The organism is Roseomonas alba, assembly GCF_019430885.1.
GTDB classification, from domain to species: domain Bacteria; phylum Pseudomonadota; class Alphaproteobacteria; order Acetobacterales; family Acetobacteraceae; genus Neoroseomonas; species Neoroseomonas alba.
Genome location: NZ_JAHYBZ010000006.1, coordinates 338,965 through 363,798, shown reverse-complemented (window position 1 = coordinate 363,798; position 24,834 = coordinate 338,965). Strand labels below are relative to the sequence as shown.

Below are 24,834 nucleotides of genomic sequence, written 5' to 3'. Positions count from 1 at the left end.
CGGGGCGTCACCCTCCGGCTTCTGAACCGGAGAGGAAATGCCCATGCCCGCCGAAGGCGGTTACCCGCGAACATCGTCGTCCCCATCGGGTTTCGCCGCTCTCGACGCCATGATCCGCCCGTCATCCGTCGCCATCATCGGCGCTTCGGACGACCCGACGCGGATCGGCGGGCGGCCGATCGCCTATATGCAGAATCAGGGTTTCGCCGGGACGATCCTTCCCGTGAATCCCAACCGACCGGTCGTTCAAGGGCTGCCCGCCTTCGCCTCGGTCGCTGCGCTGAACCAGGTGCCGGACGTCGCGATCGTCGCCGTGCCGGGCGAGTCCGCCGTACAGGCGGTGGCCGATCTCGGCGCGAAGGGCTGCCCCGCCGCCATCGTCTTCACCGCCGGATTCGCCGAGGTGGACGAGGCCGGAGCCGCGATGCAGGACCGGCTGGTCGCCGCGGCGCGGCAGCACGGCATGCGCATCCTGGGGCCGAACTGCCTCGGGCTGTTCAACGCGGCGGTCGGCTTCTACCCGATGTTCTCGACCAGCTTCGAGCAGGGCTGGCCGCTGCCGGGGAATATCGGCATCGCGTCCCAGTCGGGCGCCTATGGCACGCATCTGTTCGCCACGTCGCGGGCGCGCGGGCTCGGGACACCGGTCTGTGTGACCACGGGCAATGAGAGCGACGTCTCGCTCGGCGAAGTGATCGGCTGGATGGCGCAGGCGCCGGAGGTCGAGGTGATCTGCGCCTATGCCGAGGGAATTCGCGAGAGTGCGCGCTTCATCGCCGCACTCGACCTGGCGCGGCGCAACCGCAAGCCGGTGGTGATGATGAAGGTCGGGCGGTCGGAGCTCGGCGGCCATGCGGCGAAGTCGCATACGGCGTCCATCGCCGGTGACGATGCGGTCACCGAGGCCGTGCTGTCCGAGTTCGGCGTGGTACGCGCGACGACGACCGAGCAGATGCTCGACATCGCCTATGCCGCGTCGCGGCGCATCTATCCGGCGAAGAACACCCTCGGCGTCATCACGGTGAGCGGTGGGGCGGGGGTGCTGATCTCGGACGCCGCCGAGGCCGCAGGCATCCCGATGCCGCCGATGCCGGAGGAGGCCCAGGCGCATCTGAAGGGCCTGATCTCCTTCGCCGCGCCGCGCAACCCGGTGGACTGCACCGCCCAGGCAGTCAACCAGACCGAGACCTTCGAGCATTTCCTCGAAGTCACGGCCGAGGCGGGCGGCTACCAGTCCATGCTGGTCTTCCTGACCCAGACGGGCGGGTCCACCACCATGGCACCGAAGCTGCGGCCGTACCTGAAGCAGGCTCGGGAGAAATTCGCCGACCGGCTCTGGGTGCTGTCGGTCATCGCCTCGCCCGACAAGGTGAAGGGGTATGAGGAGGACGGCTACATCGTCTTCGAGGACCCGACGCGGGCCGTGAATGCCATCCAGGCGATGGGGCGCTTCGGCGCGGCTTTCGCGACGCCGGCGGCCGGGGAATTCGTCGTGCCGCGCGTCACGCTGCCGGCGACGACGCCGACCGAGGCCGAAGGCAAGCGCATCCTCGCCGCAGCCGGCGTGCCGGCGGTGCCGGAGAAGGCCTGCGCGAGCGTGGAGGAAGCCGTGGCCGCGGCGGAATCCTTCGGCTTCCCGGTGGTGGCCAAGATCCTGTCGCCGGACATCCTGCACAAGAGCGAGATCGGCGGCGTGATCCTCGATCTCGCCTCGGCCGATGCGGTGCGGGAAGCGCATGCGACGCTGCTGTCCCGCGCGGCGGAACGCGCGCCGGGCGCGCGCATCGAGGGCGTGCTGATCGCGAAGCAGATCAAGGGTGCGGTCGAGATGGCGCTCGGCGTCGCGCGTGATCCGGTCTTCGGGCCGGTGGCGATGGTGGGCCTCGGCGGCGTCTTCATCGAGATCCTGAAGGACGTCGCCTTCCGCCGCTGCCCCTTCAGCGTGACGGATGCCGAGGTGATGATCCGCTCGCTGAAAGGCTTCCCGCTGCTCGACGGCGCGCGCGGGCGGCCCAAGGCGGATGTGAAGGCCTTGGCGGGGGCGCTCGCCGCGCTGTCGCGCTTCGCGGCCGGGGCAGGGGACCGCCTGCTGTCGGTCGATGTGAACCCGCTGCTGGTGCTGCCGGAAGGGCAGGGCGCCTTCGCCGCCGATGCGGTGATCGAGGTCGAGGAAACCCACGCGTGACCATCAATTACGAGCATCTGCTGAACTACCCGATCCCGGAGATCCGGCAGACCATCCGCTGGCAGGATACGGCGCTGTACAATTTCTCCATCGGCCTGGGGCAGGATCCGATGGACCGGAAGCAGCTCGGCTTCGTCTATGAGCCGGGGCTGAAGGCGATGCCGTCCATGGCGAACGTGCTGGGCTATCCGGGTTTCTGGCTGCGCAACCCGGATACCGGGGTAGACTGGACGCAGGTGCTGCATGGCGAGCAGTCGCTGATCCTGCACAAGCCCCTGCCGGCAGAAGGCGAGATCATCGGGAAGTCGCGCATCAGCGCGATCGTCGATCGCGGACCGGGCAAGGGCGCGCTGCTCTACAACGAGCGCGTCGTGGTCGATGCGAAGACCGGCGAGAAGCTGGCGACGCTGGAAGGGACGACCTTCGCGCGTGGCGATGGCGGCTTCGGCGGGCCGTCGGGGCCGGTGAAGAAGCCGCATGCGGAACCGGAGCGCGCGCCCGACCGATCGGTCGATCTGGTCACGCGGCCCGAGCAGGCGATAGTCTATCGCCTCAATGGCGACCACAACCCGCTGCATATCGACCCGGACGTCGCGGCCAAGGCCGGCTTCAAGCAGCCGATCCTGCATGGGCTCTGCACCTTCGGCGTGGTGTGCCATGCGCTGATGAAGGCGCTGTGCGACTATGATCCCGCGCGCTTCGGGCGGATGGATCTGCGCTTCTCCTCGCCGGTCTTTCCGGGGGAGACGATCCGCACGGAGATCTGGGACGAGGAAGGCGGGGCCGCCTTCCGCGCCCGGGTGGTGGAGCGCGACAAGGTGGTGGTGAGCAACGGGCTGTTCCGGCACCCGTAAGGACGAGAGAGAGACGTGATCAACAAGATCGTTCAGTCCATGGCGGATGCCATGGCAGGCATCAAGGACGGGTCGACCGTGCTGATCGGCGGCTTCGGCGCCGTGGGCCAGCCGGACCAGCTCATCGAGGCGCTGATCGAGCAGGGGGCGAAGGACCTGGTCTGCGTCGCCAACAATGCCGGCAATGGGCGCGTGGGGCTGGCGAAGCTGATGGAACTCGGGCGGGTGCGGAAGATCATCTGCTCCTTCCCGCGTTCCGCCGGGTCCGTGGTGTTCGAGGAACTGTACCGCGCGGGGAAGATCGAGCTGGAGATCGTGCCGCAGGGCACGATGGCCGAGCGCATGCGCGCCGCGGGCGCGGGCGTGCCGGCCTTCTTCACCGCGACCTCGGTCGGCACGATCCTGGCGAACGGCAAGGAGGAACGCGAGTTCAACGGCCGCCGCTATGTGATGGAACACGCGCTGAAGGGCGATGTCGCGCTGGTCGAGGGCTGGGAAGGCGATCGCTGGGGCAACCTGACCTATCGGGCCTCGGGGCGGAACTTCAATCCGGTGATGGCGATGGCGGCCGACCTGACCATCGCGCAGGTGTCGCATCTGCGCGAATTGGGGGAACTGGTGCCGGAGAATGTGCACACGCCGGGCATCTTCGTGCATCGCGTGATCCAGGTGGATCGCGGGCCGGACTGGGCATAGGCATCGGAACAGGAGGGCGAACACATGTCAGGCTTCGACCGCAAGGGCATGGCCGCGCGCCTGGCCCAGGACATTCCGGAAGGCTGGATCGTCAATCTCGGCATCGGCATTCCGACCATGGTCGGCAACTACGTGCCGACCGAGCGCGAGGTGATCTTCCACTCGGAAAACGGGATCCTCGGCATGGGCCCCGCACCCGCGCCGGACAAGGTGGATCCGTGGCTGGTGAATGCGGGCAAGCAGCCGGTGACGCTGCGGCCGGGCGGGTCCTACTGCCATCATGCGGACAGCTTCGCGATGATCCGCGGCGGGCATATCGACCTGTGCGTGCTGGGGGCCTTCGAGGTCGCGCAGAACGGCGACATCGCCAATTGGGCGACGAGCGAGAATGACAGCGCGCCGGCCGTGGGTGGCGCGATGGATCTCGGCGCAGGTGCGAAGCGCCTGTGGGTCATCATGGAACACACGACGAAGGATGGTCGTCCGAAGCTGGTGGAGACCTGTGGCTATCCGCTGACGACGCCGGGTGCCGTGAAGCGCGTCTACACCAATCTCGGCGTCTTCGACGTGTCGCCGGAGAAGGGCTTCGTGGTGGTGGACCTCGCCCCCGGCGTGACGCTGGAGGAGGCGCAGGCGGCCTCCGGCGCGGTGCTGCACACGCAGTGAATTGCTGCGCCTCGCCAGCGGCGGGGCGCCCAGTCAAAAGAAGGAGGGGGGTTCGGGGGGAGTTCATCTCCCCCCGACCTTTGGAAGCGATGAGCCAGGCCTTGGACGAACGATCCGAATCCATCCGCATGATCCGCGACAGCGCGGGCGCGGTCGCGCCGCGCGACGGCGACACCAAGCGCGTGCGCGCGCTGCGCTTTGTCGAACCTGGCTTCTCGCGCGAGGTCTTCGCCGAGATGGGTGCGCTCGGCTGGATCGGCCTGGCGGTGCCGGAGGCGGCGGGCGGTGCGGGCCTCGGCATGTCCGAGGCGGTGGCGCTGCAGGAGGAGATCGGTGCGGGCCTCGCGCCCGAGCCGCTGATCCCGGCGATGCTGTCGGCGCGGGTGCTGGCGGCGGCCGGGGACACGGCGCTGCTTGGCCCGCTGCTGGAAGGCGGGAAAGTCGTGCTGACCGCCTGGCAAGAGAAGGCGGACAGCATCGCCGTGCCGGGCACGGGCGATGCGCCGCGCGTCTTCATCCCGATGGCGGGCGGGGCGGATGCCTTCCTGCTGCCGGTGCGGGAGGGCAACCGCATCGCGCTGGTGTCGCTGGACGCGGCGGGGGCGGACCTCACGCTGGAAAAGGCGATGGATGGCGGCTTCGTCGGCACGCTGCGGCCCGACCTGTCGCGCGCGTCGCATGTCGCGGACGACATCGGCGCCGTGCTGGAACAGGCGCTGGACGAGGCGGCGCTGATGACCGCCGGCCACATGCTGGGGCTGATGGAGAAGGCCTTCGAGCTGACCATCGGCTACCTGAAGACGCGGCAGCAGTTCGGCCGGATCATTGGCACCTTCCAGGCGTTGCAGCATCGTGCGGCGGATCTGAAGATTCATCTCTCGCTGACGCGCGCGGCGGTGGAGAGCGCGGCGGCGGTGCTGGACGACGGTGCGACGGGTGCGGTGCGCCAGGCGGCGGTGTCGAAGGCGAAGCATCGCGCGGTGGAATCCGGGATGTATGTGCTGCGGCAGTGCATCCAGCTTCATGGCGGCATCGGCTACACCGACGAATATGATGTCGGGCTGTATCTGCGGCGCGGCATGGTGGTGATGAACCAGTATGGCTCGGCCGGGCTGCATCGCCGCCGCTTCATGGCGCTGGCGCCGGAGGATGTGGAATGAGCGAGGCCCGCCTTCGCGAGGAGAAGGACGGCGGCGTCCTCGTCCTCACCATCGACTATCCGGAACGCAAGAACGCCATCGCGCCGGCGGTGCGCGCGGCGCTGGAAGACGCGATCGAACGCGCCCATGCCGACCGCGCGGTGCGGTCCATCGTCGTGACCGGCGCGGGCGGCACCTTCTGCGCGGGCGGCGACATCTCGGCCATGGATGTGGGCGATGCGCTGGCGGGGCGGGAGCGCATGCGCCGCACGCACCGTCTGGTGCGGCTGATGGCGCGTGGCGGCAAGCCGCTGGTCGCTGCGGTGGAAGGTTGGGCGGCGGGTGCGGGCATGGCCGTCGCCTGCGCCTGCGACACCATCGTCGCCGCGGAGGACGCCCGCTTCGTCGCGGGCTTCCACAAGATCGGGCTGATGTCCGACATGGGGCTGCCCTATTTCCTGCCGCGCCGCGTGAGCGTTGGCCGGGCGCGGCGCATCCTGTTCTACCATGAGGTGGTGAACGCGCCGGAAGGCGAGCGGATCGGGCTGGTGGACTACCTCGCCCCCCCGGGCAAGGCGCTGGAAGTCGCGCTGGAGAAGGCGCACTTCCTCGCTGCCGAGGCGTCCGGCCCGATCGAGTTGACCAAGAAGATCCTGTCGGAAGGCCTCGACGAGGCGCTGGCCGACGAGCAGACCTTCCAGGGCCTGCTGTTCACCACATCCGACTTCCAGGAAGGCCGTGCGGCGTTCCTTGAGAAGCGCAAGCCCAAGTTCGGAGGCTGAGCCATGGCCGTGTCCATCGCACCGAAGGAAACCGCCGACCTCAACGCCATGGAGGACGAGGCCTTCCGCACCCATGTCCGCGCCTGGATCGAGGGCAACTATCCGGCGGAGCTCCGCAACCCCCCCAAGCGCCTGCATTGGGAGGAGAACAAGCCCTGGTACTTCATGCTGGCCGAGAAGGGCTGGCTCTGTCCCGGCTGGCCGCGCCAGTTCGGCGGGATGGGCCTGTCCCCGGCCAAGCAGATCATCTTCACCGAGGAGGTCGAGCGCTACGGCTGTGCGCGCACCAACGACCACGGCATCGTCATGGTCGGCCCGTTGCTGATCAACCACGGCACGGATGAGCAGCAGCAATACTTCCTGCCGAAGATCCTGAGCGGCGAGCACATCTGGTGCCAGGGCTATTCCGAACCCAATGCAGGGTCCGACCTCGCCGCGCTGCGCACCGAGGCGGTGCTGGACGGCGACGAATATGTCGTGAACGGCCAGAAGATCTGGACCACGCTCGCGATGGACGCGAATTGGTGCTTCCTGCTGGTGCGTACCGACAAGAATGCCAAGAAGCAGGAGGGTATCTCATTCCTGCTGGTGGATATGGCGACGCCGGGCATCACGGTGAAGCCGATCATCAACCTCGAATATCATGACGAGTTCTGCGAGGTCTTCTTCGACAATGTCCGCGTGCCGGCAAAGAACCTGGTGGGCACGCCGAACCGCGGCTGGGACATGGCCAAGGCGCTGCTGTCCTTCGAACGCATCTATCTCGGCTCGCCGCGCCTGTCGGCCTATGCCTTCACGCGACTGCGCCAGCTCGCCGAGCGCATGGGGGTGTGGGAGGACGTCGCCTTCCAGGACACCTACGGCCGCCTGCGGCTGGATCTGGAGGATCTGAAGTCGCTCTACGGATCTTTCGTCGACAAGCTTCGGCGGGGCAAGACGCTCGGTCCCGATGTGTCGATGCTGAAGGTGTTCCAGACCGAGCTGTTCCAGCGCATCACCGATACGATGCTGGAGATCGCCGGCGAGAACGCCGGGCTGCTGGAGCCGATGGAAGGCAACCGCAACCTCAACCCGACCGGGCTCTACATCCAGGCGCGACCGGCCACGATCTATGGCGGGTCGAACGAGATCCAGAAGAACATCCTGTCGAAGAACGTGCTGGGGCTGCCGGGATAGGGAAAATTGTAGAGAGACATCCTGGAGATATCCCGGCTGAGGAGACGCGCCAAAGGGTCAGGCGTATCCTCCGCGCAGCCTTCCGAATGCCGCGCGCCGTCGACATTCGGAGGGGGCGCCCCTTCGCCTGTCACCACCGCGCCCTGGTTCGGTCAGCAGCCGGCTGTCCCGGAGCATGTCGCTCTGCATTCTCCAGCCGGCGGCACGATCTGGTCGGCCTGAAGGCGGGCCTTCGTGGCGTTGTGCGCCCCGTCGCTGAAGTGTCCGTGACCCTGTGCGACATCTCCGCCCGCCTTTCGCGCAACCGAGCGCCGCTCTGCGGCGTTGGCGCAGTCGGCAAGGGAGATGTGGACCATGAAGACGATGCTCTCGCGCACTTCGTCGCCGCCGGATCGTCGGGCCGAAGTGGAAGTCTATTGGAAGGCCTGCGCCGAAATCCGCGACGGTGAGATCGCGATAGGCATCGCGGATATGCTTCTGCTCGCCGGGACTGGATCGCCCGTCCTCCGCAGATGCGTCCGGCGGGTGCTTGCGAAGCATGGCACCGTTCTCCATTGACGATGCTCACTGCATCCATCCAACCCTGACGCAACTATTTCTGAATTTGGCAACCACTGGTTCAATGTTTATTATCAATTCGGTCCGTTTTCCGATTGCTTACTTCTGTGAAGGCGATACTCGTTTCCTGAGTCGTCGAAGTGTGCAATACTTGTCAACCAGTAGATCCGATCCGGGAAAAATCCGATGTCAGAAGTGACCGCAAGACCGGCAATGCTGCAGCTCACGGCGTCTATCGTGGCCGCGCATGTCTCGAATAACCCCGTGCCGGCCGGGGATCTTCCGAGTCTCATTTCGGGCGTCTACGCGGCACTGTCCGGTATCGAACAGGCTGCCAAGGAACCGGCCGCGGTGAAGCAGGAGCCCGCTGTTGCCATCAGGAAGTCGGTCCAGCGCGACTATCTGATCTGCCTGGAGGACGGCCGGAAACTGAAGATGCTCAAGCGGCATCTGGCGACCGCCTACGGCATGACACCGGATCAGTACCGGGAGAAATGGGGCCTGCCGGCGGACTATCCGATGGTCGCCCCGGCGTACGCGGAACGCCGTTCGACGTTGGCAAAGGAGATTGGCCTTGGCACCGGCGAGGCGGGGCGCGCGAAGAAGCGGAGGAGCTGACGCGCCGACCGGCACGGCGCGTGGAGGGCAGGACGGCGGCGTACTCACGCGGTGCTGCGTTCGATCAGTTCGATCCGCACGCCGTCCGGGCCCTCGATGAAGGCGATGCGCGTGCCCGGCCGGGCCTCGCGCGGCTCGGTGACGAACCGCACACCGCGGGAACGCAGGTCCGCTGCGGCGGCATCCAGATCGGGGACGCGCAGACCGAGATGCTCGAGCCCGAGATAGGGCGGCTCGGGCGGATGCGGCGTCGCCGGGGGCACCGCCTCGATGAACAGCGTGAGCCCCCCAAGGTCCAGCACCAGTCGCAGCGCACCCCGGATCTCCGTGCGGCCGGTCTCGCGCGCGCCCAGTGCCTCCATGTAGAAGCGCGCGGCGGCATTGGGATCGGTGCTGCGCAGATGCACATGGTCGATGCCGTAGCCCTTCATAACCCGTCTCTCCACCTTGTCGTTGTCTGGTCTCAGCAGGAGCGAGAGACGCCGTCGTTTTCATGACGACGTCCTTCACCTCCATCGCCTGCCGAAAGCCGCGGCCCCGCGCCTCCGGTCGACGCCGTGTGGGCAGGTGCCGGCGAGATTGCTTACCCGGCGCGGCTTCCGGTGAGCCGGCCCTGCGCGGCCAGGGCTTCCCAGCGGCGCGTCTCGGTTTCCAGGTAGCGGCGATATTCCGCCGGACCGAGCGAGGCGGGCTCGATGCTGATCGTGAGCAGACTGCGGCGTGTCGCCTCCTCGCGCGACGCGGCGACCAGCGCGGAGCCGAGTTGTTCGATGATGACAGCGGGTGTGCCGGCAGGCGCCATGACGCCGAAGATGGACAGCATCTCCGCCGTGGGGAAGCCGGCCTCGCCGATCGTTGGCACGTCTGGCGCGGCATGCCAGCGGGAAGGGCTGGTGACCGCCAGCGCCTTGACCTTGCCGGCCGCTGCATTCGACAGGCCGTTGTCGAGATTGTCGAACATCATCGAGACACGGCCGGTCAGCAGATCGGTCTGCGCCGCGGCGGTGCCATTGTAGGGGACGTGGATCAGGTCGATATCCGCCGCCGCCGCGAACAGCACCCCGGCCAGATGGCTCGCCGTGCCGATGCCGGCCGAGGCGTAGCTCAGCGTGCCGGGGCGCGCCTTGGCCAGTGCGGCCAGATCGCGAACGCTGCCGGCGCCCAGCGACGGATGCACCACGAGCACGTTCGGTGCCGTGCCGACCAGGGCCACCGGCGCCAGACTGCGCAGTAGCGGTTCCCGCGTGTCCCCCTCGATCACCGGGCCGACCATGTCGGCCAGGACGTTGGTGAGCAGCGTGTACCCATCGGGTTCCGCGCGGGCGACGGCAGAGGCCGCGACCCTGCCGCTGGCACCTGGCCGGTTCTCGATCACCACCGTCTGGCCGAGCGCCGCCGACATGGTGCGCGCCGCGATGCGCGCGATGAGATCCGTCGGCCCGCCCGGCGCGAAGCCGACGACGAGCCGGATCGGGCGGTTCGGATAGGACTGCGCTCTCGCCGTTCGGGCGGCGAGGCCCAGCATCGTTGTGCCGGCGATGCCGGTCAGGATGTCGCGTCGTTGCATGGTACGTTACTCCCACATGGCCTGTCCCTTTGGCGGGACCTTGCCGGTACTGTTCTCGTGCTTGCTGGCGTCGGACGGTGCAGAATCGCCGGATCGGTGTCCGACCCGATGGGGTTGCCCTGCCTCGATCGCGCTGTGCTTAGAATGACGCGCCATGCCTTCGCGTCAAATCGACGGGTTGCGGCAGTGGTTGATAGGCGATCGCCCGTCGAACTGGCGGCTGCGCCGGATTTCCGGGAAGTGCGGGGTTACACGCCCGGCGCGGCTGTGCCGGCTACCAGGCGTTGAGGCGGCCGAGCCGCCACGCCCGCACCAGTGTCGCTGCCGCACGGGCTGTCATCCGTCTGGCGCGCAGCATGTCGGCCACGATTTCGCATGTTGCTGCGACAGTGGGCGCATCGTGGCGTTGCAGTGCACGGCCCAGCTCCTGCCAGAACGTCTTGCTCGCCGTCAGGGCGCGATACGCAGGATGAAATGCGAGATCTGCCATCGCCTGCTCCGCAAGCATCGCGTCGAGCACTGCGCGCCGCGCATGGGGCGGAAAGGTATAGAGATAGGCAGGATGCTTGCGAGCCACAGGCGCTTGCTTAGCAAAGTGTGGCGCCAGGAGGAGTCGAACCCTTTGTATCATGGCGCGGCCAGTGGTGGTCGCCTTGCTCGCTCGGCGGCGCGGGGCTTCCGAGCGGTTGGCACATGGCGGAGCACAGGCGCCGGGCATGCGGCTCACGAAGACGGGACTGGCTTCAGGCGGCTCACGGATTCAGCGTCGGGGCAGATCTTCGAATCGGGAGGCGCAGATGCGGGAAGCCAACGAGGTGTCGACACCCATCGCGCGTGGCGGCTGGACAATGCAGCCGGACATGGCCGTGTCTCGCGGCAAGGCGGGTGCGGCATGACATACAAGGCGAACCGCAAGCGGCGGCCGCATGTGCAACGTGGCGGCGACGGCCAGCGCAAGGCGAAGCCATCGGCCGCATCCACGGCACAGCAGACGGATAAGGATGCCGAAATCGCGCGCCTGACCCTGGACCTGGCCGACGCGCGGTCGAAATTGCAGGAGATCGAGGAGAAGGGCACCGACGCCTATTCGGCACGCAAGATCGAATCCCTGTTGGAGGCCGCGCAGATCGCACGCGGACAGGCTTTCGATGCGTCGGTGGCCCGGAACCGGGCGGAGGGTGAACTGCGCATCGTTCGACGGGCGATCCTGGAGGCGCGCGGGCCGTCCGGATGGCTCCTCCGCCGCGCCGCGCGGCGCGTGCTGGCGGCGGCCGCGGCCTCGCCCGGCGACTGACCGGCTTTCCCACGAACCGGCGCGGCACGGCGCCTTGCGGCCGCTCTGCCTGCGCGTGAGCAGGCAGATGTTCCGAGGCCCGATGATCCGATGGCCGACATGGTCGGTTTCTTCGGCACCGTCGGCGCCGCTGGATGGTGCGCTTACGGCCACGCTGAGCGCACCGGCGCTGCAGAAGCTGCGCAACGATGCCTCGGCCACACCCGGGGGCATGCCCGCGCCGGAAATCTGCCATTTCATCCGGGCGGAACTCGACCGCGACAAGCGCCTGCTGGCCGGCACGAACATTTCTCTGAACTGACGGCGCCGGACACGCAGGCGTCACCGGCCGGCGATTGACTCCGCCGGCCGGCGGGCGTGGATGGGGGCATGGCGCTCCCCTTCGAATCCACCGTCGATCCCGTCGCGCCGCCGGGGGCCACGGCCAGCCGGCTGTTCGGCAGCGCCGTCCCGTCCGACCCGCCGCCCTCGGGGTTGATCGCCTTCTACTGGTACTTCATCCGGCAGGCGAAGGCGCTGTTCGTGCTGCTGTTCCTGCTCGGCATGACGGTCGCCGTGCTGGATGCGCTGATCCCGATCTTCATCGGCACCGTCGTCACCTTGCTGAATGTTCACGGCCCGGACCGCATCATCGCGGAGGCCTGGCCGCAACTGGTCGGCATGGCGGCGGTGTTGCTGGTCTGCCGGCCGCTGGCCATCACGGCGCAGAACCTGGTCGCGCAGCAGGGCATCGGGGCGAACGTCACCAGCCTGATCCGGTGGCAGAGCCATTATCACGTCGTCCGCCAGGGCTGGGCCTTCTTCCAGGAGGATTTCGCAGGGCGCATCGCGACCCGCGTATTGCAGGCCGGACCGGCGCTGCGGGAATCCGTCGTCCAGGGCGTGAATGCGGTCTGGTACATCCTCGTCTATGGCAGCACGGCGGTGATCTGGCTGACCCAGGCGGATTGGCGGCTCGCCATGCCAGTGATGCTGTGGTTCGTCGTCTATCTCGCCCTGCTGCGCTTCATCGTGCCGCGCATGCGCGACCGGTCGCGCGCGGCCTCGGCGGAACGGTCGCTGCTGACGGGCCGCGTGGTCGACAGCTACACCAACATCCTCACCGTGAAGCTGTTTGCCCGGGCGGAGGAGGAGGACAGCTTCGTCCGCGAAGGCGTGACCCGGCTGACCGAGGCCTTCAAGCGCCAGATGCGCATGGTCACGCTGAACGGCCTGCTGCTGTCCACGCTGAACGCGCTGATGCTGACCGCCATGGGCGCGGTGTCCATCTGGCTGTGGCAGCGTGGGGAGATCGGCGTTGGCGTCGTTGCCGCCGCGCTGCCGATGGGCTGGCAGATCGCCAACATTTCCGGCTGGGTCGCCTTCAACGTCACCGGCATCTTCGAGAATGTCGGCGTGGTCCAGGAAGCCACCAATTCCATCGCCGTGCCGCCGACCGCACCCGATCCGGCCGGCGCGACGCCGCTGGTCGTGACGCGCGGCGAAATTCGCTTCGAGGACGTCCATTTCGGCTATGGCCAGGAACGCGGGGTGCTGAACGGCTTCGACCTCGCCATCGCGCCGGGCGAGCGCGTCGGCCTGGTCGGCCATTCCGGCGCGGGCAAGACGACGGCGATGAACCTGCTGCTGCGTTTCTTCTCCCCCGAGGCGGGGCGCATCACCATCGACGGGCAGGATATCGAGACGGTGACGCAGGAATCGCTGCGCGGGGCGATCGGCGTCGTCACCCAGGACACCGCGCTGCTGCATCGGTCGATCCGCGACAACATCCGCTACGGAAGGCCGTCCGCCTCCGAGGCCGAGATCATCGCCGCCGCACGTCGCGCCGCTGCGCATGACTTCATCGAACAACTCGGTGATTGGCGCGGCCGCACCGGATACGAGGCCCATGTCGGCGAGCGCGGCGTGAAGCTGTCCGGCGGCCAGCGCCAGCGCATCGCCATCGCCCGCGTCCTGCTGAAGGACGCGCCGATCCTGGTGCTGGACGAAGCGACCAGCGCGCTCGATTCCGAGGTCGAGGCGGCCATCCAGGAGCAACTCGCGGGGCTGATGGAAGGCAAGACGGTGATCGCCATCGCGCATCGCCTGTCCACGCTCGCCAGCATGGACCGGCTGGTGGTGCTGGAACATGGCCGTGTGGTCGAGACGGGCAGCCACGCCGATCTGCTGAAGCGCGACGGCACCTATGCGGCGCTGTGGAAGCGCCAGTCGGGCGGCTTCCTGTGATCAGGCGAGCTGCGGCGTGACGCTGGGGCCCTCGGGCGTCTGCCAGGGCAGGTGGAGCCCCGCCGAGCGGCAGAAGGTGCAGTGGAAGGTCGTCAGCGTGGGCATGACCTGTCGCACCTCGTGAATGACAGTCTCCAGCGGAATGCCGGTCCACAGGTCCCAGCGGTTCCGGATCGTCACCAGCGAGGCCACGCTGTCCATCGGCGCGCCGAAGCGCTGGGTCTGCCGCGTGCGGCGATCGTCCTGCGCATCCAGCATCGCTTCGGCACGGGCATAGGTGATGCGCTTGTCGTCCTCGTCATCGCCGAAGGTGTGCGTCCCCCAGGCCTTGGCGAGCAGGTAGTTGTGGCAGGGTTGGCCGCCGGTGATCTCTTCCGCGACCGTGTAGTCGAACTGCGCGACATTCAGCGCGAACTGCCCTTCGTCGATTACCGCGCTGCCATGCGGAGTGTAGAATTTCAGCGTGACGCCGGCGGGGACGGTGAAGGAGCGGTTCTCGAAGACGAAGCCGCCATGGGCGTCGATGACGCAGGTCTGGTCCTCGGTCTGGGCACGGAAGAGATAGATGTAGCGGCCGATTTCCTCGGCGCCTGCGGGTGTGGGCACGCGCAACCCTCCGTTGTTCCGGTCTGGGGTTTCTTCCCGCATTCAGTGTAGGGACATACGTCCCGGCATCGCAACGCCACGCCCCATTGGCGCGGCGGCGCGGGCATGCTGCGATCGGCGTCTTCCCACGCACGAGACCGTACATGACCGATACCTGGCGCCTTTCCGCTGCTGACCTTGCCGCCGCTATCCGCGCGAAGCGGGTTTCCGCCTCGGAGGCCGCGCGCGATGCGCTGGCGCGCCTCGATGCGGCGAACCCGAAGATCAACGCTGTGGTGGACCATCGCCCGGAGGAGGTGCTGGCCGACGCGGCCGCCATCGATGCTGCGATCGCGCGGGGCGAGGATCCCGGTCCGCTCGCCGGCGTGCCGGTGACCATCAAGGTGAACGCCGACCAGAAGGGCTTCGCCACCACAAACGGGCTGCGGTTGCAGAAGGACCTCATTGCCACACAGGACAGCCCGGTGGTGGCCAATCTGCGCAAGGCGGGGGCGGTGCTGCTCGGGCGGACGAACACGCCCGCCTTTTCCCTGCGCTGGTTCACACGCAATTCCCTCCATGGTCACACGAAGAACCCGCGCGATCCGTCGATCACGCCGGGTGGGTCCTCGGGCGGTGCGGCGGCGGCGGTCACCGCGGGCATCGGGGCCATCGCGCATGGCACGGATATCGGCGGGTCGGTGCGTTACCCCGCCTATGCCTGCGGCGTGCACGGGCTGCGGCCGACGCTGGGGCGCATCCCGGCCTGGAATGCCTCGGGCGCCGAACGGCATATTGGCGGGCAACTCATGGCGGTGTCGGGGCCTATTGCGCGGACCATCGCGGATGTGCGGCTCGGCTTTGCGGCCATGGCGGCGCGAGACACCCGTGACCCGTGGTGGGTTGGCGTGCCCTTCGACGGCCCCGCCGCGCCGAAGCGCGCGGCGCTGTGCGTCGCGCCGGACGGGATGACGGTGCAGCCCGCGGTCGAGGCCGCGCTGCGCGACGCGGCGAAGCGGCTGGAGGCAGCCGGTTGGACCGTGGAGGAAGCCGAGACCCCGCCGCTGCGCGAACCCGCCGCGCTGCAGGCCATGCTGTGGCTCGCCGAATCCCGCCGCGGCCTGAATGCCGCCTTGCGGAAGGAAGCCGACCCGGATGCGACCTTCGTCTTCGGCATCATGGAGGAGTTGTGCCCGGTGCCGGACCTTAACGCCTTCATGGACGGGCTGCAGAAGCGCGCGACCTTCGTGCGGCAATGGATGGAATTCTTCGAGCGCCATCCGGTCGCCATCACCCCGGTCTCGGGCGAACTGCCCTTCCGCGACCAGGAGGATGTCGACAGCCCCGAAGCCTTCCGGCGCATCATGGAGGCGCAGCTCACCCAGGTCGGCGTGCCGCTGATGGGGTTGCCAGGGCTGACCGTGACGACGGGGCTGGTCGGCACGGTGCCGGTGGGCGTGCAGCTTCTGGCCGGGCGCTATCGTGAGGATCTACTGCTCGAGGCTGGCGCGGCGATCGAGGCAGCGGGCGTTCCGCCCGCGCCGGTCGATCCGGCGTAAGGCGGGACGGTCGTAAACCGGCCATCATGACGGAACCGGCGTGGGGCTTTGCCCCTCTCCGGACCTTGGCCGCAGTGCCGCCAAGCCCAGCAACGGCCACAGGGCCTTTGCAGACCATCACTTGGCGTCGTGCGCCCGCTCGGCGTCGTGCGCCGCAGCTAGAAAGGTGCCGCAGCCCGCTCGTGCGCATGACGGGTGCCTGGGCAGAGCGGCAAGGGCGCAGCGCCCGGCACCAGAAAATTGCGTTCCGAGTGCTCCAGGCGCTTGGCGGGGTGGTTCGGAGGGGCGGCGTCCCTCCAACCGCAACAGCGGGAGCAGGCCGCTCGTCAGGAAGGCCTTTCGGCCTTTAGCGGGCAGAGCCCGAGAGGGGCGAAGCCCCTCCCGGTTCCATGGTCCAGGAGGAAGGCGCTCAATCCCGCCGCACCGGCGGCACGCTGCCCTGTGGCGGCTGCCCGTAGCCCGGCGGCGGGCCAGCAGGCGGCTGCCCGTACCCGGCCGGCGGCTGGCCGTACCCCGGGGGTGGCGCGCCCGGCCCCTGCGGCGGCGGGTAGCCCTGCGGCGGTGCCTGCCAGCCCTGCTGGGGTGAGGGTTGCCAGCCCTGGGCCGGCGGCGGCTGCCACTGCGGCGGCTGCTGCGGCTGCCATTGCTGCGGCTGGGGCTGCTGCCACTGTTGCGGCTGCTGTGGCTGCCATTGCTGCTGCGGCGGCTGACCCTGCCAGCCCTGCTGCTGCCATTGCGCCGCGGTCCCGCCCAGCGGGTCCGCCCCGAAGCGGTTGGGTCCGGCCGTGCCGCGCAGGAAGCCCAGTTCGATCAGCGCCCAGATCATGCCGATCAGCGGGATGAAGTTGATCAGCACCATCCAACCCGACTTGTCGCGGTCGTGCCAGCGCTTCACCTGCCCGGCGAGCCCGCCCCAGATCAGCGGGATCAGCGACAGCAGCCCGAACGGGCCGATGCCCGCGGTTTCGAAGCCGTAGCCATAGCCGTCGACCGGCGCCGCATCCTGGATCGTCACGAAGCCCAGCGCGATGTCGAGCACCGAGCAGATGATCGAGATCGCCGTCAGCGGCAGCACATAGCCGAGCCACCAGGTCTGTCGTCCGATGCGTCCCTGGAAACCGAACCATTGTCCGATGGTCATCCGCCCGATCCTTCCCGACGAAGCGCTTCACAGCACCATGGCCACGCGCGCCTGCGCAAGCCCGCGCCATCTTGCTCATGTAACCATCGTTGCATACCGTCATTTCATCGAATTACGGGCGGGCCGAGAGGTGCGCCTGCCAAACCCGGGAGATCGCCGTGACTATGCCGCGCCGCCTGCTGCCTGCCATTCTCGCCCTGCTGGGCGCTGCCGCCGTCAGTGCCTGCGCGCCGCAGACGGTCTATGTGCCGACGCCGGTCGGTGTCGCCCCGGTGCCGTCCGGCCCGGGTTGCGATACGCGCTTCCAGCTCGTCAACAACTCCTCCCGCACCATCCTTACCTTCCAGTACAGCCATGCCAGCCTGTCGAGTTGGGGCGTCGATCAGCTCGGCCAGAACGTGGTGGCGCCGGGGCAGGTGTGGAATGCGCGCGCGGCCAATGCCGGCGCCTACGACTTCCGCATCACCTGGGTTGGCGGCGGTGCGGCCGAGCTGCGCAACATCAACATCTGCGCCGCAAGCCGCATCTACGTGACCAACCGCGGCATGTACGCGCAGTAAGAGACTGCGCGGGAATGCGCCCTGCGGCGCATTCCCGGCGGCGGCAGCGGCCCGCACGCCGCCCGGTCCCCCAATCCAGCATGTTGTCGTTGGGTGACCGGGCGGCGTGCGGGGCGGTGCCGCGACCAAACAGCAACTCGTCGTATCCAACGGCGCGCGATAGGCTCCCCGGCGTCACCGACGTCGGGGAGCTTTCATATTATGGCCGAGGAACGCTTGGGCATTCTCCAGCAGCGCCGCATCGAGGCCGCCTTCGCCAAGGGCATCTATGAGGAGATGAAGGCCGAGATCGGCGAGGAGCACGCCAAGGCCATCCTGACCCGTGCCGTGGTCAAGCTCGCCAAGGCCACGGCGGCCGAGATGGCGAAGGATGGCCCCGGCGGGCAGCCCAGCCTCGACCATTTCATCGCCCTGCAATCGCTGTGGACGAAGGATGACGCGCTGCGGATCGACCCCGTGGCGCGCGACGCCACCCACTACGCCTTCAACGTCACCCGCTGCCGCTATGCCGAGATGTACAAGGAGATGGGCATCGCCGAACTCGGCGCGGTGCTGTCGTGCAATCGCGACGGCGCGTTCTGCGAGGGTTACGACCCGGCGCTGAAGCTTGAGCGGACCCAGACCATCATGGGTGGCGCGACGCATTGCGACTTCCGCTATCGCGTCGAGAAGTAGCCGCATGGCGGGCTATGTCGCGACGAGCGCGGAGGCCTATGAGCGCAGCATGGGGCGCTGGAGCGCGCGCCTGGCCGAGGCGATGCTCGATGCGCTGGCCCTGCCGCCAGCGGCGGCCGTGCTGGATGCGGGATGCGGCACCGGCGCGTTGTCGGCCGCCGTCGCCGCGCGCGACCCGGATGCGGGCATTACCGGAGTGGACCTCAGCGATGCCTTCGTCGCCGCCGCGCAGGCGCGCGTGCCGGGGGCGCGCTTCGCCACGGGCGACGTCACGCGGCTCGATCTGCCGGATGGCGCTTTCGATGCCGTGCTCTCCCTGCTCGTGTTGCAATTCGTGCCAGACCGCGCCGCGGCGGTCGCGGAAATGGCGCGTGTCGCCAAGCCCGGCGGCCTCGTGGCCGCGACGATGTGGGACCTCGTCGGCGGCTTCGCCTTTCTGCGCGCCTTCGCCGACACCGTCGCCGCGACGGAACCCGATGGCGAGGCCTTCCGCGCCCGCTACTGGGGCGATCCGGTGGGATCGCCGGGGCGTCTCGCGGCCCTTCTGACCGGGGCGGGGCTGCGCGACGTCGCGGAGCGCGACATCCTGATCCGGCAGGATTTCGTGGATTTCGCCGATTGGTGGGGGCCTTGGGCCAGTGGCGGGCAGGGCATCGCCGGCGCTTTCGTCGCCGCCCTGCCGGAGGATCGCCGCACGCGTGTCGAAGCGGCTGCGCGGCGTGCCTATCTCAGCGGCGGGCCTGACGGGCCGCGCTCTTTCGTTGCTGTTGCGCGGCTCGCGACGGGTCGCCGCGGGGCGTGACGCAGCGACGCGGCCGGGCGATAAGAGCGCCACGACCACAAGGGAAATGTCCGATGATCCGCCTGTCGCGCCGCGCCGCGCTGAGCCTGCCCGCCCTGCTGCCTACCGCCGCCATTGCCGAGACCTGGCGGCCCGGCCAGCCTGTCCGCATCATCGTGCCGGCGGCCCCCGGCGGTACCACCGACATCATGGCACGCCTGCTCGGCCAATACCTGCAATCGCGCTGGGGCACGCCGGTGGTGGTGGACAACCGCTCCGGCGCCGGCGGCACCATCGGCACCATGGAAGCGGTCCGCGCCACGCCCGACGGCCGCACCATGCTGATGGGCAATATCGGCCCGCAGGCCATTGCCTATTCACTGTTCCGCAACCTGCAATACCGGCCGGACAGCCTGGTCGCCGTGGCCAATGTCATCCGCGGGCCGAACGTGCTGGTGGTCAATCCCTCGGTGCCCGCGCAGACCGTGCCGGAATTCGTCGCCTGGCTGAAGCGGGAGGACGGGCGCGCCGCCTATGGCACTTCGGGCCTCGGGCAGTCGCCGCACCTGTCCGCCGTGTGGTTCACCCAGCTCACCGAGACCAAGGCCGAGGCGGTGCATTTCCGGGGCGCCGGCCCGATGCTGATCGACCTTGTCGGCGGCAATGTGCAGTTCGCCTTCGACAACCTGACCTCCTCAATGGAACACATCCGCGCTGGTCGGTTGCGTGCCCTCGGCGTGACCAGCGCCGACCGCAGCCCGGAACTGCCCGACCTGCCCGCGATCCGCGAGACCATGCCCGCGCTCGCGCCCTATGACGTCTCGACCTGGTTCGGGCTGTTCATGCCGACGGGCGTGCCGGCCGACGCGGTCAATGGCGTGAATGCCGAGGTTCAGACCATGCTCGGCCTGCCCGAGACGCGCACCCGCTTCGCCCAGATGGGCGGCGTGCCCGCGCCCGGTTCGCCGGAGGATTTCGCGAACTTCGTGCGCAGCGAGATCCAGAAATGGGGCGTGGTCATCCGGCGCGAAGGGCTGCAGATGGACGCGACCTGAAGGGAAAGGGGCGGGGGAGGGAACTCCCCCGCGCCCCCTCCTTTTTCTGACTGTCACCGAGGCGCGCGGGCGGCACGGTACGGCCCATCAGGGGGATGGGCTTTCGCGGCGTGCCGCGGCAGGCCATGCTCTCCTCCAAGGACGCAGATCCAAGGGAGGACAGGAATGGTCAGGATCACCCGCCGTGCGGCGCTTGCCGCACCGCTGCTCGCGCTGCCCGTCGCGGCCCGGGCGCAGGCTTGGCGTCCATCCGGGCCGGTGCGCATCGTCGTTCCCGCCGCAGCCGGCGGGACCACCGACATCATGGGGCGGCTCGTCGCGCAATTCCTGCAGGCGCGCTGGAACGGCGCTCCGGTGGTGGTCGAGAACCGCACCGGCGCGGGCGGCACCATCGGCACGCTGGAAGTCGTGCGCTCCCGGCCGGACGGGACGACGCTGCTGCTCGGCAATATCGGGCCGCAGGCGATCGGGTATTCGCTGTTCCGCAACCTGCCCTATCGGGCGGACCAGATCGTGCCCATCGCCGGCACCATCCGGGGGCCCAACGTCCTGGTGGTGAACCCCGCGGTCGAGGCACGCAGCGTCGCCGAGCTTGCCGCCATGCTGCGCGCCCGGCCGGGCGAGATCCCCTATGCCTCGACCGGCGTGGGGCAATCGACGCATCTCTCGCCGCTGCTGATGCTCCAGATGCTGCATGCGCAGGCCATCCACGTGCCACATCGCGGTTCGGCGCCCGCGCAGCTCGACATCCTGGCCGGCAATGTGACTTTCCTGATCGACAACCTCACCGGCATCATCGGGCACATCCAGGCCGGCCGCCTCCGCGCGCTCGCCGTCACCAGCGCGGAGCGCCACCCGCTGCTGCCGGATGTGCCCGCGATGCGTGAGACCATGCCGGAACTCGCCAATTACGAGGTGAACACCTGGTTCGGCCTGTTCGGCCCCGCCGGCCTGCCGCCGGCGGCGGTGGCAAGCCTGAATGCCGAGGTCATGGCGATGCTCGCCCTGCCTGAGACGCAGCAGCGCTTCACCGAACTCGGCGGCATGCCTATGCCGGGCGATGCGGAAGTCTTCGCCGCCTTTGTCCGTGCCGAGACCGCGAAATGGGCCGAGGTCGTGCGCAAGGAAGGCCTTCTGCTGGACGCCGGCTGAGAGCCTGCCCTGAGAGACCGTTTGAAAAGTCCGGCGCCGGCCCGCACCCCCACCCGGCCACTCAACGACAGTATGCTGAATTGGGTGGCCGGGTGCGGGCCGGCGCCGGACATGGACATGCGCCGATCGGCGCATGTCCAAACGGTCTCTGAGAGCCCGGCATCGGGACTGCGCCCGATGCCGGCGTCCCGAGCGGAGCCCGATCACGAGGGATGTGCGGCCGGCCTGCCCTAGTGCCGTCCGCACAATCCCGCATGGCAGGCATGACGGACCAGACGCGGGACCGGGGCGGCGCACGGCGTTGATGCGCGGCCGGCTTCGGGTCAGGCTGCGCGCGTCCCGGGAGGACCACCGCCATGTTTCATCGCCGAATCCTGATCGCGGCAGCCGCAGCCTGCGCCGCGCCGGCCTTCGCTCAGGCGCCCTGGCCGACCCGGCCGGTGCGCCTGATACTTCCCGATGCGCCGGGCAGCGGCAACGACACCACCGCGCGGCTGATCGCCCCGCTGCTGGAGGCCGCCCTTGGCCAGCCCTTCGTGCCGGATAACCGCGGCGGCGCCGGCGGGCGCATCGGGGTCGAGGCCGCCTTCCGCGCCGCGCCCGATGGCACCAATTTCCTGCTCGGCAATGCCGGGTCGAACGGTATCAACGCGGCGATCTACCGCGACCTGCCCTATGACCTGACCAATGCCTTCGACCCCGTCGCCCTGCTGGTGGTGGGGCCGAATGCTCTGGTGGTGAACACGCAGGTGCTGCCGGTCAGCGACGTCGCCGGGCTGATCGCGGCCATCAAGGCGCGGCCGGGGCAGTTGAACTACGCCTCCGGAGGGGTCGGGTCGTCCGCCCACATGTCGATGGAGCTGTTCAAGAACCAGGCGGGGCTCGACATCCAGCACGTGCCCTATCGCGGTACGCCGCAGCTCGCCCAAGCGGTGATCTCGGGCGAGGCGCCGGTCGCCTTCGCGAACCTGGTGAACGTGATGCCCTACATCGCCCGCGGCGAGATGAAGCTGCTGGCCGTGAGCACGCTGCAACGCCATCCCGACCTGCCCGAGGTGCCGACCGTCAGCGAAAGTGGGCTGCCGGGCTTCGAGACGGTCGCCTGGAACGGCATCCTCGCCCCCAAAGGCACGCCCGAGGCGATCCGCCAGAAGCTGTGGGAAACGCTCGTCGCGCTGCGCGACAACGCTACGCTGCAGGACCGCGTGCGGCTGCTGGGCGGCACCTATGTCGCCTCGACCCCGGCCGAGTTCCAGGCGCGGATCGAGGCGGACATCGCGAAATGGAAGCGCCTCGCCGAGGCCGCGAATATCGAGGCGCATTGAGCATGCGGATCACCGCCGTCGAGTATCTGGGCGTCAATGTCACGCCGAAGACCAACTGGTCCTTCCTGCTGGTGCGCACGGAGGACGGACGCTGCGGCCTCGGCGAATGCACGCTGGCCAATCAGGAAGCGCTGCTGGAGGCGGAGGTCGCGCGGCTCGCGGCCAATGTGACCGGCGAGGATGCGGCGAACCGCAACCGCATCGCGCGGCTGATCCCGCATGCGCCGGGCGGGCTCGTCGCGCATGCGGTGCTCTCGGCCTTCGAACAGGCCCTGTGGGATCTCGCCGGCCAGGCCGCGGGGCAGCCGATCCATGCGCTGCTCGGCGGTGCGCTGCGTGATGCGGTGCCGCTCTATGCGAACATCAATCGGGGGGCCAATCCGCGCACGCCGGAGGGCTTCGCCGCCGCGGCGACGCGCGCGGTGAAGGACGGCTTCCGCGCCGTGAAGCTCGCGCCCTTCGAGCCACTGGTGTGGGAGGACGCCGCCGATGCATCGCAGCGCGCGGCCTATGAGCAGGGCCTCGCGCGCATCGCGGCGGTACGCGGCGCGGTGGGGCGCGACACCGACATCATGGTCGATGCGCATTGGCGCTTTTCCCCCGGCGGGGCGGCGCGGTTGGTGCAGGATGTCGCGGAATACGCGCTGTTCTGGCTGGAATGCCCAGTCGCGGAAGCGAACCATGCTGCCATCCGCCGCATCCGGTCCATGGCGCATGATCGCGGCATGCGGCTCGCGGGCGCGGAGACGCTCGCCGGCATCGGCGCCTATCGCACCATCATCGAGGCCGGCTGCTACGACGTGCTGATGCCCGACATCAAATACGCCGGCGGGCATGAGGAGATTCGCCGCATCGCCGCCCTGGCGCAGACCGCCGGCATCGAGATCGCGCCCCACAACCCGACCGGGCCGGTGTGCCACGCGCATTCGGTGCATCTCTGCGCGACGCTGCCGAACCTGCTGCCGCTGGAAGTGCAGTTCGGCGAGACGGATCGCTTCTTCACCCTCGTCACCGGACACGATCTGCGCTTCGCGCGCGGCACGGCCACGCTGTCCGCCACGCCGGGCCTCGGTTCCGCGCTGGAGGAAGCCGGGGCGCGGCTGACACCCTGGCAACCCATGCCGAGGCCCTGGCTGGATCCGAGGCTCGGCTGATGCCCATCTGGGTTGCGGCGACGCTGTGCGCCGGCCTGTTCCAGACCTGGCGGACCGCCTTGCAGCAGAAGCTGCGCGGGCAGCTCAGCGTCAATGCGGCGGCCGTCGTTCGCTATCTCTATGGCGTGCCGGTCGGGGTGCTGCTGGTCACGCTGTATCTCACCTTCGTCGGTGGGCAGCTCTCGACGATCTCCTGGCTCTATCTGGTCTATGCGGCGCTGGGGGGGCTCGGGCAGATCCTCGGCACCAACCTGCTCATCATGTCCTTCGGCCATCGCGGCTTCGCGGTCGGTACCGCCTACTCCAAGACCGAGGCGGTGCAGGCGGCCTTCATCGCGCTGATCTTCCTGGGGGAGTCCTTCGCACCGCTGGCATGGCTCGGCATCGCCGTGTCGGTCAGCGGGACGCTGTACCTGTCGCTTGCAGGTCGCGTGTCGTCGTGGCGGGAGGTGATCGCGGCGACCATGCAGCCCTCCGCGATCTATGGCCTTGGCGCGGGCTTTGCCTTCGCGCTCTGCGCGCTGGCCATCCGCGCGGCGACGCAGTCGCTGGACGGGCCGGACCCGACGCTGCGGGCGCTGGAGACGCTGGTGGTGATCAACATGCTCCAGACGCTGATGCAGGGCGGCTGGCTGGTCGCGACGGAGCGGCGGTCCATCCCGCAGCTTTTCTCGACATGGCGGTCCTCCGCGCAGGTCGGGACGCTGTCCGCGCTGGGGTCGGCCTGCTGGTTCACCGGCTTCGCCTATGCCCCCGTCGCGTTGGTGCGCGCGGTGGGACAGGTGGAGATCCTGTTCACCCTTCTGTTCAGCCGCTTCTTCCTGAAGGAGCGGATGAAGCGCAGCGACGTCATCGGGGCGCTGACGGTGGTCGCCGGGGTGGTGCTGGTGCTGCTGGGGCGGTGAGGGGACTATCTCGCCAGGAGGGTTGGAGGGGCTCCGCCCCTCCAAGCCACCCCGCCAAAGGCCCGAGGCCTTTGGAAACCGTCACCTGGTGCTGTGCACCACAGGCATCTCGTCCCCTTCTCAGAGCGCTCGGTGCGCAAGAGTAGGCTTCGGCACCGATCATGACAGCGGCGCCCGGCGC

Annotated in this window: 26 protein-coding genes; 21 read left to right on the top strand and 5 right to left on the bottom strand. The window is 68.8% G+C overall.

Annotated elements, in window-relative coordinates:
• Positions 1–43 precede the first annotated feature (43 nt).
• From KPL78_RS18565 to KPL78_RS18525, 9 genes are all read left to right on the top strand, one after another.
• A complete protein-coding gene (locus KPL78_RS18565) occupies positions 44–2,185 on the top strand; it encodes an acetate--CoA ligase family protein (RefSeq protein WP_219764467.1) in 2,142 nt (713 codons plus the stop codon).
• A complete protein-coding gene (locus tag KPL78_RS18560; RefSeq protein WP_219764466.1) occupies positions 2,182–3,039 on the top strand; it encodes a MaoC family dehydratase in 858 nt (285 codons plus the stop codon). The genes KPL78_RS18565 and KPL78_RS18560 overlap by 4 nt, the downstream gene beginning before the upstream one ends.
• A 15-nt stretch (positions 3,040–3,054) precedes the next feature.
• Positions 3,055–3,735 carry a 3-oxoacid CoA-transferase subunit A gene (locus tag KPL78_RS18555; RefSeq protein WP_219764465.1) on the top strand — a complete coding sequence of 227 codons (681 nt, stop codon included), beginning with the start codon at positions 3,055–3,057 and terminating at the stop codon, positions 3,733–3,735.
• A 24-nt stretch (positions 3,736–3,759) separates the two neighbouring features.
• Entirely contained in the window at positions 3,760–4,401 is a 642-nt protein-coding gene (locus KPL78_RS18550; RefSeq protein WP_219764464.1) for a 3-oxoacid CoA-transferase subunit B, read from the top strand.
• A gap of 101 nt (positions 4,402–4,502) precedes the next feature.
• Positions 4,503–5,561: an acyl-CoA dehydrogenase family protein gene (locus KPL78_RS18545; RefSeq protein ID WP_255569169.1), complete on the top strand. Its 1,059-nt coding sequence runs from the start codon at positions 4,503–4,505 to the stop codon at positions 5,559–5,561.
• Complete coding sequence (locus KPL78_RS18540) at positions 5,558–6,322, top strand: enoyl-CoA hydratase/isomerase family protein (RefSeq protein ID WP_219764462.1); 765 nt, start codon at positions 5,558–5,560, stop codon at positions 6,320–6,322. The genes KPL78_RS18545 and KPL78_RS18540 overlap by 4 nt, the downstream gene beginning before the upstream one ends.
• A gap of 3 nt (positions 6,323–6,325) precedes the next feature.
• Entirely contained in the window at positions 6,326–7,498 is a 1,173-nt protein-coding gene (locus tag KPL78_RS18535; RefSeq protein ID WP_219764461.1) for an acyl-CoA dehydrogenase family protein, read from the top strand.
• A 354-nt stretch (positions 7,499–7,852) separates the two neighbouring features.
• On the top strand, positions 7,853–8,056 hold the full coding sequence (locus KPL78_RS18530) for a hypothetical protein (protein WP_219764460.1): 204 nt from the start codon (positions 7,853–7,855) through the stop codon (positions 8,054–8,056).
• Positions 8,057–8,242: 186 nt separating this feature from the next.
• On the top strand, positions 8,243–8,674 hold the full coding sequence (locus tag KPL78_RS18525; RefSeq protein WP_219764459.1) for a Ros/MucR family transcriptional regulator: 432 nt from the start codon (positions 8,243–8,245) through the stop codon (positions 8,672–8,674).
• Between the two features lie 44 nt (positions 8,675–8,718).
• Here the strand turns inward: KPL78_RS18525 and KPL78_RS18520 are convergent, their stop codons facing one another.
• The 3 genes from KPL78_RS18520 to KPL78_RS18510 form a co-directional block, all read right to left on the bottom strand.
• Positions 8,719–9,105: a VOC family protein gene (locus tag KPL78_RS18520; RefSeq protein ID WP_219764458.1), complete on the bottom strand. Its 387-nt coding sequence runs from the start codon at positions 9,103–9,105 to the stop codon at positions 8,719–8,721.
• A gap of 152 nt (positions 9,106–9,257) precedes the next feature.
• Positions 9,258–10,241 carry a Bug family tripartite tricarboxylate transporter substrate binding protein gene (locus KPL78_RS18515; RefSeq protein WP_219764457.1) on the bottom strand — a complete coding sequence of 328 codons (984 nt, stop codon included), beginning with the start codon at positions 10,239–10,241 and terminating at the stop codon, positions 9,258–9,260.
• Between the two features lie 274 nt (positions 10,242–10,515).
• On the bottom strand, positions 10,516–10,818 hold the full coding sequence (locus KPL78_RS18510; RefSeq protein ID WP_219764456.1) for a hypothetical protein: 303 nt from the start codon (positions 10,816–10,818) through the stop codon (positions 10,516–10,518).
• 315 nt (positions 10,819–11,133) lie between these two features.
• Between KPL78_RS18510 and KPL78_RS18505 the strand changes: the two genes are divergently transcribed.
• The 3 genes from KPL78_RS18505 (at position 11,134) to KPL78_RS18495 (ending at position 13,761) form a co-directional block, all read left to right on the top strand.
• On the top strand, positions 11,134–11,535 hold the full coding sequence (locus tag KPL78_RS18505) for a hypothetical protein (RefSeq protein WP_219764455.1): 402 nt from the start codon (positions 11,134–11,136) through the stop codon (positions 11,533–11,535).
• An 82-nt stretch (positions 11,536–11,617) separates the two neighbouring features.
• A complete protein-coding gene (locus KPL78_RS18500) occupies positions 11,618–11,836 on the top strand; it encodes a hypothetical protein (protein WP_219764454.1) in 219 nt (72 codons plus the stop codon).
• A 68-nt stretch (positions 11,837–11,904) separates the two neighbouring features.
• The gene (locus KPL78_RS18495) at positions 11,905–13,761 is read left to right on the top strand and encodes an ABC transporter ATP-binding protein (protein ID WP_219764453.1); all 1,857 of its coding nucleotides are present in this window, start codon (positions 11,905–11,907) and stop codon (positions 13,759–13,761) included.
• Here the strand turns inward: KPL78_RS18495 and KPL78_RS18490 are convergent, their stop codons facing one another.
• Positions 13,762–14,367, bottom strand: a complete 606-nt coding sequence (locus KPL78_RS18490; RefSeq protein ID WP_219764452.1) for a putative adhesin — start codon at positions 14,365–14,367, stop codon at positions 13,762–13,764.
• 143 nt (positions 14,368–14,510) lie between these two features.
• On the opposite strand from KPL78_RS18490, the gene KPL78_RS18485 reads away from it, so the two are divergent.
• On the top strand, positions 14,511–15,905 hold the full coding sequence (locus KPL78_RS18485; protein WP_219764451.1) for an amidase family protein: 1,395 nt from the start codon (positions 14,511–14,513) through the stop codon (positions 15,903–15,905).
• A 409-nt stretch (positions 15,906–16,314) separates the two neighbouring features.
• On the opposite strand, the gene KPL78_RS18480 is transcribed toward KPL78_RS18485, so the two are convergent.
• Positions 16,315–17,046 (bottom strand): DUF805 domain-containing protein, encoded by a 732-nt coding sequence (locus tag KPL78_RS18480; RefSeq protein WP_219764450.1) that lies wholly within the window; start codon positions 17,044–17,046, stop codon positions 16,315–16,317.
• A 158-nt stretch (positions 17,047–17,204) separates the two neighbouring features.
• On the opposite strand from KPL78_RS18480, the gene KPL78_RS18475 reads away from it, so the two are divergent.
• The 8 genes from KPL78_RS18475 (at position 17,205) to KPL78_RS18440 (ending at position 24,653) form a co-directional block, all read left to right on the top strand.
• The gene (locus KPL78_RS18475) at positions 17,205–17,606 is read left to right on the top strand and encodes a hypothetical protein (protein ID WP_219764449.1); all 402 of its coding nucleotides are present in this window, start codon (positions 17,205–17,207) and stop codon (positions 17,604–17,606) included.
• Positions 17,607–17,807: 201 nt separating this feature from the next.
• A complete protein-coding gene (locus tag KPL78_RS18470; RefSeq protein WP_219764448.1) occupies positions 17,808–18,281 on the top strand; it encodes an L-2-amino-thiazoline-4-carboxylic acid hydrolase in 474 nt (157 codons plus the stop codon).
• Between the two features lie 4 nt (positions 18,282–18,285).
• Positions 18,286–19,083 carry a class I SAM-dependent methyltransferase gene (locus tag KPL78_RS18465; protein WP_219764447.1) on the top strand — a complete coding sequence of 266 codons (798 nt, stop codon included), beginning with the start codon at positions 18,286–18,288 and terminating at the stop codon, positions 19,081–19,083.
• Positions 19,084–19,136: 53 nt separating this feature from the next.
• Entirely contained in the window at positions 19,137–20,117 is a 981-nt protein-coding gene (locus KPL78_RS18460) for a Bug family tripartite tricarboxylate transporter substrate binding protein (protein ID WP_219764446.1), read from the top strand.
• Between the two features lie 165 nt (positions 20,118–20,282).
• Positions 20,283–21,269, top strand: a complete 987-nt coding sequence (locus KPL78_RS18455) for a Bug family tripartite tricarboxylate transporter substrate binding protein (protein ID WP_219764445.1) — start codon at positions 20,283–20,285, stop codon at positions 21,267–21,269.
• Positions 21,270–21,625: 356 nt separating this feature from the next.
• Positions 21,626–22,594 carry a Bug family tripartite tricarboxylate transporter substrate binding protein gene (locus KPL78_RS18450; RefSeq protein ID WP_219764444.1) on the top strand — a complete coding sequence of 323 codons (969 nt, stop codon included), beginning with the start codon at positions 21,626–21,628 and terminating at the stop codon, positions 22,592–22,594.
• A 2-nt stretch (positions 22,595–22,596) separates the two neighbouring features.
• Complete coding sequence (locus KPL78_RS18445) at positions 22,597–23,748, top strand: mandelate racemase/muconate lactonizing enzyme family protein (RefSeq protein ID WP_219764443.1); 1,152 nt, start codon at positions 22,597–22,599, stop codon at positions 23,746–23,748.
• Positions 23,748–24,653: an EamA family transporter gene (locus KPL78_RS18440; protein ID WP_219764442.1), complete on the top strand. Its 906-nt coding sequence runs from the start codon at positions 23,748–23,750 to the stop codon at positions 24,651–24,653. Before KPL78_RS18445 ends, KPL78_RS18440 begins: the two co-directional genes overlap by 1 nt.
• Positions 24,654–24,834: the final 181 nt, after the last annotated feature.